Source organism: Paenibacillus sp. FSL R10-2736, from assembly GCF_038000245.1.
Taxonomy (GTDB): Bacteria; Bacillota; Bacilli; order Paenibacillales; family Paenibacillaceae; genus Paenibacillus_AQ; species Paenibacillus_AQ phytohabitans.
Genome location: NZ_JBBOBN010000001.1, coordinates 4409407 through 4425683, shown reverse-complemented (window position 1 = coordinate 4425683; position 16277 = coordinate 4409407). Strand labels below are relative to the sequence as shown.

13 protein-coding genes are annotated in these 16277 nt (G+C 51.0%); 8 read left to right on the top strand and 5 right to left on the bottom strand.

Going from position 1 to position 16277, the window contains the following annotated elements; translation table 11 throughout:
* The first annotated feature begins 12 nt into the window (after nucleotides 1-12).
* The 8 genes from NSQ73_RS19360 to NSQ73_RS19325 all read left to right on the top strand — a co-directional run bounded on the left by NSQ73_RS19360 (nucleotide 13) and on the right by NSQ73_RS19325 (nucleotide 7525).
* Complete coding sequence (locus tag NSQ73_RS19360) at nucleotides 13-498, top strand: GNAT family N-acetyltransferase (RefSeq protein WP_340987741.1); 486 nt, start codon at nucleotides 13-15, stop codon at nucleotides 496-498.
* Nucleotides 499-516: 18 nt separating this feature from the next.
* The gene (locus NSQ73_RS19355) at nucleotides 517-990 is read left to right on the top strand and encodes a GNAT family N-acetyltransferase (RefSeq protein WP_340987740.1); all 474 of its coding nucleotides are present in this window, start codon (nucleotides 517-519) and stop codon (nucleotides 988-990) included.
* Between the two features lie 363 nt (nucleotides 991-1353).
* Nucleotides 1354-2292 (top strand): ring-cleaving dioxygenase, encoded by a 939-nt coding sequence (locus tag NSQ73_RS19350; RefSeq protein ID WP_340987739.1) that lies wholly within the window; start codon nucleotides 1354-1356, stop codon nucleotides 2290-2292.
* A 29-nt stretch (nucleotides 2293-2321) separates the two neighbouring features.
* Nucleotides 2322-2915 (top strand): flavin reductase family protein, encoded by a 594-nt coding sequence (locus NSQ73_RS19345; protein WP_340987737.1) that lies wholly within the window; start codon nucleotides 2322-2324, stop codon nucleotides 2913-2915.
* A gap of 299 nt (nucleotides 2916-3214) precedes the next feature.
* Nucleotides 3215-5635, top strand: coding sequence for an RNA polymerase recycling motor HelD (helD, locus tag NSQ73_RS19340; protein ID WP_340989325.1), 2421 nt, complete (start codon nucleotides 3215-3217; stop codon nucleotides 5633-5635).
* Between the two features lie 41 nt (nucleotides 5636-5676).
* Nucleotides 5677-6420 carry a hypothetical protein gene (locus NSQ73_RS19335; protein ID WP_340987736.1) on the top strand — a complete coding sequence of 248 codons (744 nt, stop codon included), beginning with the start codon at nucleotides 5677-5679 and terminating at the stop codon, nucleotides 6418-6420.
* A gap of 158 nt (nucleotides 6421-6578) precedes the next feature.
* The gene (locus NSQ73_RS19330; protein ID WP_340987735.1) at nucleotides 6579-6998 is read left to right on the top strand and encodes a MerR family transcriptional regulator; all 420 of its coding nucleotides are present in this window, start codon (nucleotides 6579-6581) and stop codon (nucleotides 6996-6998) included.
* Nucleotides 6995-7525, top strand: coding sequence for a hypothetical protein (locus NSQ73_RS19325; RefSeq protein ID WP_340987733.1), 531 nt, complete (start codon nucleotides 6995-6997; stop codon nucleotides 7523-7525). Before NSQ73_RS19330 ends, NSQ73_RS19325 begins: the two co-directional genes overlap by 4 nt.
* A 401-nt stretch (nucleotides 7526-7926) precedes the next feature.
* On the opposite strand, the gene NSQ73_RS19320 is transcribed toward NSQ73_RS19325, so the two are convergent.
* From NSQ73_RS19320 to NSQ73_RS19300, 5 genes are all read right to left on the bottom strand, one after another.
* A complete protein-coding gene (locus NSQ73_RS19320; protein ID WP_340987731.1) occupies nucleotides 7927-8892 on the bottom strand; it encodes a hypothetical protein in 966 nt (321 codons plus the stop codon).
* Nucleotides 8889-9383: an RNA polymerase sigma factor gene (locus tag NSQ73_RS19315; RefSeq protein WP_340987730.1), complete on the bottom strand. Its 495-nt coding sequence runs from the start codon at nucleotides 9381-9383 to the stop codon at nucleotides 8889-8891. Before NSQ73_RS19315 ends, NSQ73_RS19320 begins: the two co-directional genes overlap by 4 nt.
* A 208-nt stretch (nucleotides 9384-9591) precedes the next feature.
* Nucleotides 9592-12234: a family 16 glycosylhydrolase gene (locus NSQ73_RS19310; protein ID WP_340987728.1), complete on the bottom strand. Its 2643-nt coding sequence runs from the start codon at nucleotides 12232-12234 to the stop codon at nucleotides 9592-9594.
* Between the two features lie 546 nt (nucleotides 12235-12780).
* Nucleotides 12781-14376 (bottom strand): response regulator, encoded by a 1596-nt coding sequence (locus tag NSQ73_RS19305; protein WP_340987727.1) that lies wholly within the window; start codon nucleotides 14374-14376, stop codon nucleotides 12781-12783.
* A gap of 1 nt (nucleotide 14377) precedes the next feature.
* Entirely contained in the window at nucleotides 14378-16216 is a 1839-nt protein-coding gene (locus NSQ73_RS19300; RefSeq protein ID WP_340987726.1) for a sensor histidine kinase, read from the bottom strand.
* Nucleotides 16217-16277 lie beyond the last annotated feature (61 nt).

Genomic DNA, 16277 nt, shown 5'->3' with positions numbered 1-16277 from the left:
AGGGGGCGAGGCATGGGTATTGAATTTAAGAAGGTGAGCAGTTTTCAACGGGGAATATTGTTTGAATTATTGAAAGATGCCTATGCCTTTGATTGCCGGTATGAGCAAAGCTGCCTTGCTGAATGGCGGGAATTTGATAACTTTTTCTTTGACAATCCGCCGATTGCAGATAAATACGGGTTCATCACAACGCTGCACGATGAAGCTGTCGGCTTCGTTTCCTGGGACCCGAGGAACCTGCCTGAGGTTGCGGAAATCGGCCATAACTGCATTGCTTCAGCCCACAAAGGTAAAGGTTACAGTAAAATGCAGCTGCAAGAAGCCGTTCATAGAATCATCCAAAATGAAGTCCGGAAAATTATTGTAACAACAAATGATGATCTGGTTCCTGCCCGGCGGATGTATGAGAGTATCGGATTCACCATGTATCAGACAAGGCCGAATCAACATATTGCAGGGATGGTCGGCGAACACTTGGATTATGTATATTTTGTATAAAATCTGGAGGTACATAGGATGAAAGTTACTTTAAGTAAAGCGGTAGCGGAAGATGCGGCAGTGATTCATGAAATGCAAACCCGGGCATTCCTGCCCTTGCTCGAGAAATATCAGGATCATCATACAAACCCTGCTAATGAGACTGTAGACAGTACGGTAGAACGGATCAACCAGGCTCATGCAGACAATTACATCATCCGGTATTCCGGGGAGGCAGTTGGTGCGATTAGAGTGGTCCGAAAAGAGAATGCCGTATTTCGTGTCGGACGGATATTTATCCAGCCGGAATACCAGGGTCTGGGCATAGCCCAGCGGGTGTTTGCCTTGATCGAGCAGATCTATTCCGAAGCTAAAGTCTGGGAGCTGGATACCGTAATGCAAGAGGAAAGAAACTGCTACTTGTATGAGAAGCTAGGTTACAGAAGAACAGGTGAGACCAAAGAGATCAATGACAAGCTGACTTTGTGCTTTTATGAAAAAAAGCTTGTTTAAGGTTCACATCGTAAAACTATAAAATGCTGTATATATTGCAACTTTGATTCATAAATACCTAAGTATTCGAGAGGATTGTTGTATGAAATGCAGGAATTGTCTCTTTCAGCGGCTTGGAGGAGGCGGAATGCTGCATTCCGTACAACAATTTTCGATTATGGACGTTTTTGGGAGGAGGATGTTGTATTTTGTGCAGGATTGTAAATAGTAAGAGATATAGACAAGTGCTTGACAAGCGGAATAATAAAAAGTAAAGTGAGAATATAAATTATCTTAACTTAAAGATAATATTCAACCTAATATCTTAAAGTAAAGATAAAATATTAATCTAGGCTAATCAAATTTAATTAGGAGTGAATTTAAATGAACAAACAAACTATGGGCATTCATCATATCACCGCAATTGTCGGCCATCCGCAGGAAAATATGGATTTTTATGCAGGTGTGCTGGGACTCCGGCTGGTTAAGCAAACGGTCAATTTCGACGATCCGGGGACATATCACTTCTACTTCGGCAACAATGGCGGCAAGCCGGGGACGATTATTACTTTCTTCCCTTGGGCAGATGCATATCAGGGTAAAATTGGCGGGGGGCAGGTCGGCGTTACTTCATATGTGATTCCGGTAGGGGCGATGGCTTTCTGGAGAGAAAGACTGACGAAGTTCAAGGTTGCTTTTACCGAAATGGAGCGGTTTGGCGAGCAGTACCTGGAATTCGATGATCCCCACGGTCTTCATCTCGAACTGGTGGAACGGGAGGCCGGAGAACGTAACGAATGGACCTTCGGCGGGGTAACTCAGGAGGTTGCGATCAAGGGCTTCGGTGGTGCGACACTGCTGTCCACACATCCGGAGCAGACTGCTGAGCTGCTGGAGAAGGTGATGGGACTTACATTCGCAGGACAAGAAGGCGATATCGCCCGTTACCATTCCACTGCGGACATCGGAAATGTGGTTGAACTCAAGGTAACTGCGGTGCAGCGCGGCGAAATGGGTGTCGGCACCGTGCATCATATTGCGTGGAGAGCGAAGGACGATCAGGATCAGCTTGAATGGCAGGATTATGTGCATGATAATGGATATGGGGTAACGCCAGTTCAGGACCGGAATTACTTCAATGCTATTTACTTCAGAGAGCATGGGGAGATCCTGTTTGAGATCGCCACTGATCCTCCGGGCTTCGCCCATGACGAAACGCCGGAAACGATGGGCAGCCACCTGATGCTGCCGGCACAATATGAGCCGCACAGAGAACAGCTTGAGCAGGTATTGCTGCCTTTTACCGTAAGAGCAGTAGATTAACCGACTTTCAGAGAAGAGGGGATGCTAAGATGATTTCAATTGATCCACTGCAGAATAGCGAGCGGGATAATTATAAGCTTCTGACCGGGAGTATTATCCCGCGGCCGATTGCTTTTGTGACGACGATGTCGGGAGAGGGGATATTGAATGGTGCGCCGTTCAGCTACTTCAATATTGTTTCCTCCAACCCGCCGATGATCTCCATTTCGATTCAGCATGCTGCGGGCAAGTCCAAGGATACGGCGCGGAATATTATGCAGATGAAGGAGTTTGTCGTTCATATTGTGGATCAGCAGAATGTCGGGCAGGTAAATATCACCGCAGCGCCCCTGCCACCGGACCAGAGTGAAGTTGCTTTAGCCGAACTGACGCCTGTAGATAGCCTGCAGATTACTGTTCCGGGGGTTAAGGAAGCGAAGGTGCGGATGGAATGTACACTTGAGCATTGCCTGGAGCTGCCTAATAATGACCTGATTATCGGCAGGATTGTACAGTTTCATATCGATGAGGATATTTATAATCAGGGGAGAATTGATCCGGTACAGCTGGGAGCGGTAAGCCGCCTGGCAGGGAATAATTATGCGGGGATTGGTGAGGTTTTTACCATAGAGCGCCCGGTTTAAGGCTGTGCTGGTAAACAGGCAGCCGTAGGAAGTCTGTTATACTCAGTTTCTTATATCTGAACAACAAAACCCTGGCGCAAGCGCCAGGGTTAATTATGTATCGGGAAGTATTGCATACAAAGAAGTAATATGTTAATGTTAAAGAACTGTTGACTTTTTTAAAAAAAGAACGGAGGTAATGCATCTTACTTATATTTTAATTATAGCAAATGGACATCCGGTTTGTCAACCCGCCAGTTTGGGATTATTGCAGCGGGGAGGATAAGGAATATCATTCAAGAAAAGGGAGTGGTCGGGTGATGGAGAAGATTAGCAGCTGGGAGCAGGAACAGGAGTGGCTGGAGCAGGTAAAAGAAAAGCTGAAATTGGGGATCGCAAACCTGGAGCCGGAGGTTGGCCGGCTAAAGGAGCAGGCAACAGATATCCGCAAAAGATTCTGGGAAGAGGTAACGGTGAATACCAGCACCCAGGAAGACTTCGAAGAGAGCTTCTTCACCATAACTCAGCAGGATGCCGTCTTATCTGAGCGGGAACGCAGCCACGCGCGGAAGCTGCAGCAGTGGAAGAATATGAAGCGGCTGCTGCCGTCCCCTTATTTTGGGCGGATTGATTTTCATGAGGATGGGCAGAGTGCTGAAGAACAGGTCTATATCGGGGTCTCCTCCTTCGTCGATACAGACGGACTGAGCTTTGTGGTCTATGACTGGCGCACTCCAATTGCGAGCCTGTACTATGACTATCCGCCGGGAAAAGCAGCCTTCGACACACCGGGAGGACGGATCAGCGGAACAATGAGTCTGAAGCGGCAGTACCAGATCCGTAACGGCCAGCTTCAGCATCTGTTCGATGCGAATGTAACGATCGGCGACGAATTGCTGCAGCAGGTGCTCGGCAAGGGTGCGGATGCCCAAATGAAAAGTATCGTGGCAACCATCCAGGCGGAGCAGAATGCGATCATCCGCAACGATAACAGCCAGATGCTCATTGTGCAGGGAGCGGCCGGCAGCGGCAAAACATCAGCAGCACTGCAGCGTGTAGCTTACCTGCTGTATAAACACCGCGAGCGGCTATCGGCGGATCAGATCGTGCTGTTCTCACCTAACCCGATGTTCAACAGCTATGTGTCTACTGTTCTTCCCGAACTGGGTGAAGAGAATATGCAGCAGACGACCTTTCAGGAATATCTGGAAACTTGGCTAAGTCCGGAATTCCGGCTTGAAGATCCGTTTGATCAGATTGAATATGTATTGACCGGGGAGCAGGACGGGGGTTATGGGTCCCGTCTTCAGGCCGTTGAATATAAGGCATCGGAAGCCTTCCTCCGGGCACTTCAGGGCTATTCGCAGTGGCTGAAGCAAGAGGGCATGCTGTTTAACGACATTTGTTTCCGGGACCGCGTGCTGATCTCAGGAGAGCAGATCAAGACCAGGCTGTATAGCTATGATCCATCGATTCGACTTCCGAACCGCGTCACCCTGGTGCAGAAATGGCTGCTGGAAGAGCTGGCCAGACTGCAAAAGGAAGAGCAGGGAGCGTCCTGGGTACAGGAGGAGATGAATTACCTCGATAATGAGCAATACGCTAAGGTATACGGCATGCTGCACAGAGAGAAAGGGGTGTTTGACTTTGCCGAGAAATACCTCCGGCTTCAGGAAATGCTGGTGCACAAGCGCGAGCTGGATGAGAGTGATTTTGATTACGCCGAACGGGAGGAAGAGCTGCTGGGCCAGATGATCGTGAAGGAGCAGTTCAGACCTCTGAGACGGGGAATCAAGCGGTTCACATTTATCGACATGAGCGGGTTATACCGCCAGCTGTTCACTGATGAACGGGCCTACAGGGAAATGACAGGTGAAGCGGAGGTGCCGGAGCTTTGGCCGGAGATCTGTGCGCAGACGAAGGAGAAGCTGAGCGGGCAGGAACTCTTTTATGAAGATGCGACACCCTATCTGTATTTAAAAGAGCTGATCGAAGGCGTCCGGACGAACACGCAGGTGCGGCATATTTTCGTTGATGAGGGCCAGGACTACTCCATGTTCCAGTATGAGTTTCTCAAAAAGCTGTTTCCCCGCGCCCGTATGACGGTTCTTGGTGATTTCGGCCAGGCGATCTTCACCCAGGCGACGAATCTGTCAGGTGAGAGTTCACCGCTGGTTCAGCTGTATGGAGAGGCGGAGACTACGCAGTATCAGCTGGTCCGGAGCTACCGTTCAACTTATGAGATCGTGGAGTTCACGAAGCCGCTGTTGCCCGGCGGTGAGGCGATTGTCCCTTTTGAGCGGAGAGGCAGAAAGCCTGTTCTAACTAAGCTGGAGAGCCATGAGATGAAGGCGGAACGCATAGTGAAAGATCTTGCCACGCTTCAGGCGGAAGGGTACACTTCAATTGCCGTGATTACGAAGACTGCGGCTGAGAGTATAGAAGCTTATAAGAAGTTGACCGCCGGAGGCGCCGCTGAGCTGCGGCTGATCACGAAGAACACGCCTACTTTCGAGAAAGGGGTACTGGTGATTCCTGCTTATCTGGCCAAAGGCGTGGAGTTCGACGCTGTGCTGATCTACGATGCTTCTACGCAAACGTATCAGAGAGAGAACGAGCGGAAGCTTTTTTATACCGCATGTACACGGGCGATGCATGTGCTTCAGCTGTACACGACGGGGGAATGGACGCCTTTCATCCGGGAGGTAGACCCGGCATTGTATGAACTGGCGGAGCGCTAAGCGCAGGTTATACCCTGAGATTTCTTGAAAGGAGTGGATGCATGCTTATTTCCAGTCATTTGAACAAGTATAAACAGACGATTCTTGAGCTCCCGGAAGATAAAATGCTGTCCAAAGCGGAATTGCTGGCCAGTGACTTGCTCATGAAGCGCAGCGGCCTGCTTGAAATGTATTATGCTCCGCACAACGAGTATGTCAATCCTGCTGCCAAAGTAGTGATTATCGGAATTACACCCGGATGGACACAAATGAGAATAGCGCTGCAGGCAGCCAAAGCCGGCCTTAAGACCGGACTCTCCGATGAGGCAGTGTGCAGGCTGGCGAAGGAAGCGGCCGGCTTTGCCGGAACAATGAGAACCCATCTAATTGACATGCTGGACGCGCTTGAACTGCACCGATATCTGGGTACCGGATCTTGCGGAGATTTGTTTCAGGATCAGCATGAGCTGCTGCACACCACTTCTCTGCTGCGGTTTCCGGTTTTTGTGGCGGGGAATAATTATAACGGAACCCATCCCAGTCTGCTGACCAATCCTTTTCTGAACCAGACTGCCTTACGCTCATTGCAAGATGAACTCAGTCTCATGAATCAGCCGTTAATCATTCCTCTGGGCAAAAATGTAGAGCAGGTGCTTCAGCGGCTGGTAGCGGACGGGATGCTGGATGCACGAGACTGTCTGTGGGGATTCCCTCATCCTTCCGGCGCCAACGGACATCGACATAAGCAGTTTGCCAGCCAGCAGGAGTCCATGCGAAATAAGATTCGTGCGCTTAGCGGTAAATGAAGAACGCTTTGAATGCCATATCATAGAGAAAATATGAACAGTAACCGACCGGCTGCGCAGCAGCTGGTTTTTTTGATATTGACAATTTCACAACGTTACACTAGACTGTAACCGATACAGTTGACTGTAACTGATGTTTCATTAAGAAGGGTGATTTTATGAATACGTATACCGCGAAGCAATTGGCCGAAGTACTGCAAAGCGAAGATCCGCAAATGAATTTACGGACAGTCAGGTACTACACACAGATTGGTATGCTTCCGCCGCTCGAGCTGGTTGGCAACAAGCGGGCGTATACGGACAATCATCTGCATTATTTACGCGCCATTCTGGTATTGTCCAAGGGCGGCGACACACTCTCCTCGGCTCAAGAGAAATTAGCGGATCTGGGGATGGATGAAGTGATTAAGATTGGTGAGAATCTGCGTTTGTATCAGTCAGACCAGATGATCCAGAACGAAATACTTGTTGTCAATGAAGATGTGATTCTCTCGGTGAGTCCGCGTATCCCGCCAGCGTTGAAAGAAAAGATGATCGAAACCGTCAACCGGTTACTTAAGGAGGAGGGACACTCATGATACAAGTCCGCTATGCCAAATCTGCAATTGAAAATGAAGAAGGCATGAATCATCTCTGGCTTCAGATTGCTCCGCTGGGTTCAGTCCAGAATGTCCGGGTGCAGATTACTCTGCCGGCAGGATTTCACCGGACGCGTAATCTAAATGGTGCCGACGAAGACAACGCCGGGGTGATATCGGTTCTTGAGCCGCTGGCCGCAACGGATCTGTTCCTCGAAATTTATACACTGGAGCCAATCCCCTGCGGGATGCACTATATTACTGTTGAACTGTCATACAAAGACTGTGGAGGATCGGTCACCGGTATCAGACAGACGATCCCGCTTAGGGTCGTATCTGATGAAGAGTCCGGAGATATTCATACCGATGAGGAAGTGGTGCGCAGAATTAAAGAACTGCATCTGCTGCCAGGCAACGGTCAGATGAACGAGAATAATGAGTACCCCCCGGTCAAGCTGATCAGGATTGACTCCAGTACTGTATCCGAATGGGAGAAGAAGTACCGCGTCGAAGGGGCAATTGAATAGTACCGTATTTTTGGAAATCCTGCCCATCATGGCTAAGAAAAGAAGAGCCAGCGGACAAATGACCGCTGGCTGGAAAACCAATACACCCGTTAGGGGATTAGAACGAACTGGATAAGCGCAGAGGGGAAGCGGAATTAGTTGGATTTCCTCCACTTGCTGATGAACGAATGGCAGCATCTAAACCAACAGTTGGAAAAACAACACTTAAATCTGCCCATTTCATCCACAGTAGCGAAAATTAACTAGATTAGATGCTGTTTTTCCACTTGCTTACGTATATCCCGCGGAACTGGGCTAATTAAGATACCTTTATCCACTTGTTTGCCGCTGAAGAGGTAATTCAGGGGTAAAAGTGCACCAGATTCTGGTGGGGGTGGGCTGTTGCACTTAAGCGGCAGCTCTTAAGGATTCATACTGTTCCACAGCGCCTGGAAAGCGCCGGATTCGACCTCGAAGAATACCGGAGCATTGCCGTAGCGTACCAGTCCCTGGCCGAACAGGGTCAGCTCCACCCGGGCCTTGTCATCCAACTGAAGGTAGATGATCTTGCGGTCTTCGCTGTCATAGATGCCTTGCTCCGTCAGCGGCTCTGCTGCCAGTGGTTTGGCGGCATTAAGTGCGCTCAGGAAGCCATCCAGCGCGGCACCCTCCGGCAGCGGCAGGTACTGCTGCTGGCCGTTATTCCAGCTGCTGAAGCTCTCCCACTGGGCGGAGGCAATGCGGCCTTCCAGATTCAGCTTGCCGAACAGATCAGCGCCGCTGCTTACAGTAATACCATTCGTGTGTTCATACAGCTCCGCATATACCTGGCCGTCAATCTCCGTATAGGACATCACCAGGAATCCGGAATCGTATCCCTTTACGGCATAGATATCCGCTTCGCCAATATTGGAGGCCAGCTCGATATACTCATCCTTGCCGCTCCATTCATCAATGCCGCCGGTCGTCCGGCCCAGCTTCTCGCCGCGCAGTGCTGCAGCATCGGCCGCATCGATACGGGTCGCCGCTTGAGTATAGATATTGCCCTTATATACGACAAGGGCGATCATATCTGCTGAAACACCGGAGCTTTTATCCGGCAGCTCTATCTTGGGAATGACGATGCTGGCGGAAGTACCCGCAGCAGGTGTGCCCGGGTCTACCTGAGCCACTTGACCCGGGGAGGCCGTTCCATTCAGCTGCTGCATAATGCTTGGTCCGGCTAAGCCGATTCCGGCGGCGAGCAGCACACTTGCTGCCACATAGACCATTTTACGCGGACGGCGTTTCTGCTCCATTTTATCGGTTAATCCTTGTTTCATGGTTTCACTGGATTTCATTGAATTCACCGCTTTCTTATAGTTTGTGCGAAATTCTTCTTCCTTCACTCCGGTTCCGCTCCTTCCAGCTCCAGTTTTAACAGCTGACGTCCCCGTTGAAGTCTCATCTTCACGGCAGACTCGCTGATTTGCAGAATCCTGCTGATTTCCTGGATGGGGTAATCCTCGTAATAATACAGATGGATCACCGTTTTATACTTTACCGGCATCGCCAGCACAAGCTGCAGGATCGCCATATCCTCGGGGGTGTCGGCCGCAACCGGCTCAGTGCCCTCCAGCTTGACTTCGCGCTTGCGCCAGCCTCTGCCCAGCAGATTTTTACAATGATTGGTGATTACCCGGATCAGCCATGCCTTCTGATGTTCGTCATCCTTAAATGCGGGAGCTTTCTCCATCAGCTTGATGAAGGTATCCTGCGTGGCTTCTTCGGCATCCTGGCGGCTGCCCAGATGGATCAGGGCAATCCGGAACAGCATATCTGAGTAGACCTCGTAACTTTGTATCACATGATTGCCCGGCCGGGTCATGGGTTGCTGCATGAGGTTATGCCCTCCTTTACCTATAACACCCTTAAGGACGGCATTTGGTCACATTTTGTTTCCGCAAAATTTATTTGGGCTGCATTACCGGCCCTTGAGTGAAATTGAACAGGGGATGGGGAAGTCCTAAGACTTCCCCATCCCCTGTGTTAGCGGTCATATGAAGCGGCAATACGTTCAGCCGCTTATCTGTTCCAGGATGCTCTTCCTACTCCGGGGTTCCTTGGGTCACCCCATGCACATAAGTCTGCCATGGGGAATCCAGCGCTCCCTGACCCGGGTTATATGTGAAGAAGTATTCCACGGTATCACCCTGCTGAAGGTTATTTACCGCGTAGGTGTAGTTGCCGTTGCCTGTGGAGGTCATGGCCACGTTCTGTTGTCCGCCGTTATTGATTTTGTAATGCAGATCGGCGAAGGTTGCACCGTTCACATAGAACAGCAGGTTATTGCCTGTTTTCTTCAGGCCGCGCACCTGATCGCCGATTACAATTACAGTTGCAGGCGGGGGCACCACGGTGATCGTGCTGGTGGCTGTTTTGTTGCCATCTGCCGTTGTGGCCGTAACGGTTGCTGTACCCGGGGCAAGACCGGTTACGAGACCATTCTGGTTCACGGAGGCAGTACTGCTGTTCGATACGCTCCAGACAACCTGTTTATTAGTTGCACCAGACGGCGCCACATTGGCAGTTAACTGGACGCTCTGTCCGGCCTGCACCTGGGCGCTGGAAGGAGTTACGGAGACACCGCTAACCGGAACGCTGCCCGGGTTGCCGGGGTTTCCGCCGCCGCTGCCTTCCTTGTAGACCCGTACATAATCTACCTGCATCGTTGCCGGGATATCAGACGGAGCGGGGGAGAGCCCGCCGTCAAAATGTCCGCCGACCGCCAGATTCATAATCAGATAGAAGGGCTGGTCGAAGGGAGCATTCGGATTGTTCGGTGCTGCTACAGAATACCATTGCTCTCTGTTGACCTTGAAGAAGAATTTGCCGTCCACATACCATTTCACATTGTCTTCTTCCCAGACCATGGAATAGACGTGATAATCGTTCGCGAAGGTCTGCCCCTCAGGGAAGTGATATTCACCGGCAATATACCGGTTCACAGGCCATTGTCCGCCGAAATGTACGGCGCCGCTGGTCGTGCCGGGAAGCCGTCCCTTGGCTTCCATAATATCGATTTCACCGGATGCGGCCCATGCCCCGTAAGCAGCGTCTTCCGGAAGCATCCATAGTGCAGGCCAGATCCCATTGCCTGTAGGCAGCTTAGCGCGGATGTCCACCCGTCCGTACTGGAAGGACAGATGATCCTTGGTGTTGATTTTGCCGGAGGAATATTGCGCATACCGGCTCGGGTCCTGCGGGAAGGACTTCGGATCGTTCTTGGCTCTAATGTTCAGTTGTCCATTCTGGACGAATACATTCTCTGTGCTGTTCGTATAATGCTGCAGCTCCGCATTGCCCCAACCCCAGCTATTGGGGTCATTAGTGATATAGTATCCCTGTTCATAATTCCACTTGCCGGTGTCGAGCGCTGTCCCGCTGAACTCATCCTGCCAGAGGAGGTTCATCCCGGCCACAGCCGGGTCTGTTGGTGTTCCCAGCGTAATATCTTCCTGGTCGCTTTCATCGGGACGCGGGGCATTGGGATTACCAGTGAAGGTGTAATAGACATAATTGCTGCCGACATTTCCGCCCTGCTGCCCGTTCAGCGGGTACCCGATGCGGATTTCCATATTCACTTGGATCGGCTGGAACCACAGGCCATAGATGTAATCGGCCCAGTAGCCCCACTGGTTGGCAGCGGACATATTATTATAGCCGTTACCGGCATAGACGAATCCGCTCTGGCCGGAATTGCTCAGATCCACCCACTGGCCGCCCGCCTTGATCTGATAGACGAATTTGCCAAGCTCGCTGCCAACCGGTGCGCCTCCGTCTATTTTAGGGAGAGGGAAGCCGATGGAGCCGTTGTTATCCGCTGTGTAAGCCGTACCGTCATATGCCGATAGGACATATGAATTCCGGACCGGCTGATTGAAGGTAATCGTATAGATAAGACTGGCCGAAGAGGTCTTGGAGGCCAGCTTGACGTTGATGGATTCGGTAACGGTGAACCAGTACCCGCCGCTGCCATCGGTGAACTGGCCGAAGTTGCTGTCATAGATCCAGCCGCTGGCTGCGTTATTATCAATATCAATCCATGTGCTGCTGTTTACAGGCTTCACGTACACTTTCAGATCATCAGCCACAGCTTCATAAGTTAAAGCCGGATCATTATTGAAGGTAGGGTAAGTAAAGCCTGCGCTGCCTGTAAAGCCTGCTGTAATCTGCGGCCCTTGTGTAGGCGCCATAGCCGAGATGGTTGTTGTGTTCAGGTTCTGAAAGGCCAGTGTGTAGTTCAGGGTAACCCCGCTATTAGCCTTGGAGTAGAGCTGAATTTCGGTTGTAGCGGAGAGCGTGAACCAGTAGCCGTTCATCCCGCCGTCGCTCCAGTGCCCCCAGTTCTGGTTGTAGACATAGCCGCCTGCGCTGTCGATGTCTATCCAGTTGCCGCTTACTTTGACTTTGACGCCTACATCATCCGACACATCATTCCAGGTGGCAGAGCCTCCGTTGAACACTGGCATGACGAAGCCGTAGCTCGCTTGTCCAACCCCAGATTTGGAGATGACGGGACCGTCTGCTGCTGAAAAATAGGTCATGGAGCTAACAGTGACGCCTGCTGCTGCTGCTGTCTGAATTCTCGAAGCAGGTACCAGGCCGATGCCGGCCAGCATCACCAAGCTCAGGAACAAACATAATACCTTCTGTTTAAATCCGATATCCGTTAGGTGAAGTCGCTTCATACTTGCCCTCCTTTAATTAAATGGTAGTGAAGGTAACCGCTTACATGTGAGAGAACATCTTTATTCTATCGAATCTATTATCGCGCTTAAAGGGACAATCCTTTTTGTTATGACCCAATTTTTTGGCTTTTGCTTTATAGGCAGACGCTATTGCGCCTACAGTTCAGAACTCAAGAAGTGAGTGTATTCAACATTGAAGCAATTGATGGAGTTCTGTTCTAAGTGAATATTCAGTGATAGCTGTATAACGTGCAATTAAAAACAGTGAAAAGGAATGCGTGACTCTTATAACTGTAGTCTATACAACTAAATCTGCCCGGATAGGTGAGAACCAAGACAAGTGGAGGTTTTAATTGTACAAAATACAGCTAAACGGATAACTGGTAGCAAATCAGCCATTTTAGTTGTACGAAGTACAATTAAGCCGCCTACCGTCTACCGTCTATGCTCATGTACCATAACGATAATCGTGGCACGGCAAACCCTCTGCAAGTATTTTGCCAGCGTGGTTTTCGATGGTCTAAATCTGACACTGTATTGGTGGACTTATTTAGTGGAGTCTTGCTCGATTTGCAGCCCGCTGTCCCGGTAATCTTCTTCCCGTTCCAGCTTCCGGCGGATCAGCTGCCGGTATTCCGTGGGCTGCATATGCATCACATCCCGGAAGGCCCGTGTGAAGCTTTTGTAGCTTTCATATCCGACCATGGAGGCAATCTCGACGATCTTATGGTCAGTTTCTGCAAGCAGACGCCGGGCTTTATCCAGACGCACATCACGCAGGTATTCGGCGAAGCCTTTGCCGATATTCTTCTTGAACTGGTTGGAGAAATAAGCGTAATTCAGCGACACATGGTTGGACACCATCGCGAGATCCAGCGGCTTGTGGTAATTCTCGTGGATGAAACGGATGGCTTCGTTCAAGTCTTGAGAGTTGCGGTAGCTGCACTTGTATTCATAATAAAATTGGTTCAGCCGGAGCAGCTGCTGCTGCAGCGCCTGAATATAATCGCGGATGCCCGGATAGTCGAACAGGTTGCGCAGAGAGTCTAAGTCCAGCGCTTCTTCCCCCATGTACGGGCGGATTACACGCTCATATTCCTCCATCATCTGGACTACGGCCCGGCATAGCTGCTGTGTGTACCGGATGTGATAACGCTGCAGCACATCCTTATGGAATAGACTGGATATCCCTTGGGTGATTCTGCCGCTGTTCTTGGTGCCCGTTAACTGGAACAGGGCATACAGCTCCTCATAGGGGAGCTCCCACTGCTGCTCCAGCCGCTCAATATGCGCGGGCAGGAGGCATCGCTTATCCGGAAACAGGAAGCTGTGGCGGTACAGCTCCAATACCAGCGTATAGCTGCCCGGAAGCTCCCTTAATCCATGCTGCGGGCTGGTCATTGCAGTAATGGCCTCCATCTGCTCGGCTTGGAGCGCAGCAGGGAATACCCCCGGATCTACGGCTGCATCAACCGCCAGGATCAGGTGGGGACGGTGCTGAAGACAGATACAACCCTGTCTGCCATATACGCGGTAAGCAATAGATTCTATGCTATGGCTGCTGCTGGTACCCGGCTGGTTAATCCATAGCTCCTCGCGCAGCAGGCAGAGCCGGTAGCTGCTCCATAGCTCTGCACTCTGCTGCTCAGTCGCGTCAATCCACGTTTCATCACCCGCCGCGCCTTGCATATACATGCGCAGCTCCTTACGGTCGGTCTCCATGGCGCGGCGGGATAATTGCTCGAGATTACGCGAGAGCGACATTCGCGTCTGAATTTCCTGCCAGGCATGCTCCACGGAGGACTGCAAATCCTCCCGTTTCACAGGCTTGAGCAGATAACCCTTAGCCCCAAGCTCAATGGCCTTCTGGGCATAGGCGAAATCGCTGTACCCGCTAATAATCAGATAATCAACCTTAATGTGTTCCTCTTTGGTTTGAGCCATTAGCTCCAGTCCATCCATGTCAGGCATCCGGATATCGGTAATCACCAGCTGGATGCTGTGCTGACGCAATAGCTCCAGTGCCTCAATTCCGCTCACAGCGCTGTATATATGGTCAAGCTGCAGAGGGAATTGGCGCAGCATAGCCTGCAGGCCGTCACGGATCTGCTTTTGATCATCCACAACCAGAATATTGATCATGCTACCATCCTCCAAGATTCACATTTTCCCAAGGGAGCCGTATGGTTACGCAGGTATAGGCGCTCTGTACGCTGTCAATCCACAGACCGCAGCCCTTGCCGTAATGCAGCTGCAGGCGCTTATGCACATTCTCCAGACCCAGCCCGTTCTTGCTGGTAATAATCGGCGTATCCGAGTCGCCCCGCAGCACAGACTGCAGCCTCTCCAGCATCTGCGGATCAATGCCTGCGCCGTCATCGCGGACCTCGATCAGCAGCAGGCTGTCATTCTCTACCCTAACAGTAATTTGGATATGTACACTGCCGCCTGCAGGGGCTGCGTGATGGACGGCATTCTCGACGATAGGCTGCATGCACATTTTGGGAATTGAATAGCGCTGCACCTCCGGGGGAAGAGCGGCCGACAATTCAATGCTTCCGCCTTCCATGAAGTTGATGAACCGGATATAGCTGTGGATGTTGGCAAGCTCTTCACTGAGGGCAACCGTATCGCTGCGCCACTGCATGCTATAACGCAGCAGTGAGCCTAAAGAGACCAGTGCACCAGCCATAGCCGGCTGCTGCTGGACCTCCGCATGCATCCGGATCGACTCCAGGGCATTGTACAGGAAATGGGAATTGATCTGTGAGTGCAGGGAGTGGAGCTGCGCGTTCTTGGCGATAAGCTGTTTATCCACCACCTGTGTCATCAGGTGCCGGATTTCGTCCAGCATATTATTGTAGCTGACGGCCACGTAGTCGATTTCGTCACCGGTTTCGTTATGCCGGAGTCCTGTATCAATCTTCGCATCCAGTTGCCCCCTGCGTACCTTGCGCATGGAGACGAGCACCTTCTCCAGCCGCCGGAATATACGCCGGGTCATCTGTGAAACGAGCAGCAGCATAAGCAGCAGCACACAAGAGGTGACGGCGATCACAATCAGGTACCAGTTCCGCGGGCCTTGCATCAATGCCTGATGGGAGGCAATATCGACCACATAGGCGTTGAGCGGGGCGATGTAGCGATACAGCGCGTAGTAGGTCTGATCCCCCGAATGGATCTTAACCGGGTTATTCTGCTGCAGCACATCCAGCTGTTCGTGAATCCGGCTAAGAATTCCGTCCAGCTTCTCCCCGGCATTCTGCGGGAACTCATGCCTCGGATTGTATACATTCCGGAAAGCACTCGTTCCGTCCATTACAACACTGAAGAAATCACCGCCCGTGTCTTCAAGCAGATCGCTGAAAAAAACACTGTGCCTGGCGCGGATTTCCATAATGGTGGGGAGCTTCTGCTGCTGGCCCTGAGGCCGCACCAGCCTGTAGTAGGATAACGTATCCTCGCCATCCTTAAAAGCGGATAAGCGGAAGGCGGCCCCGCCTTCATCACGGAGCGTCATCCAGTAATCCTGCGGCCAAAACTTGCTGTAATGGTAGATTTCAGGCCAGATTTCGTATACATCCGGGTTATTGACATAGAAGCTTAGCTCACTTATCAGCTCATGGCTTTGAATGATATTATGCATTTGCTCATATTGGTTTTGCTTGAATTTCACGAGCCGCAGGCCGTCCCCGCGCATATTGGTATGAATGAAATCCACAAATGCCTTCTGGGTCAGAGCGGTGGAGGAAGCGTTCTCAAGAATATCCATCCGGCTGCGCAGCCGTTCATTCAGGCGTGCGACATGATTGCTGCCCTCCGCCATAGCTTCCTTGTAGAGCTGGCTTTCCTGGGTACGGATGAATAAAAAGGAGACCACAATCGCAGGTATGGCAATCATGAGGCTGAAGGCCAGAAACAGCTTGGTTGAGATGCGGGAATTCCGGTAAAGCTTCCTCATCGTAGTCAGCAAATACTTCATCTGATTAACCTCCCATCCCTGTAATATACCATATATTACAAACCGGCTGGTAGGTAATAAG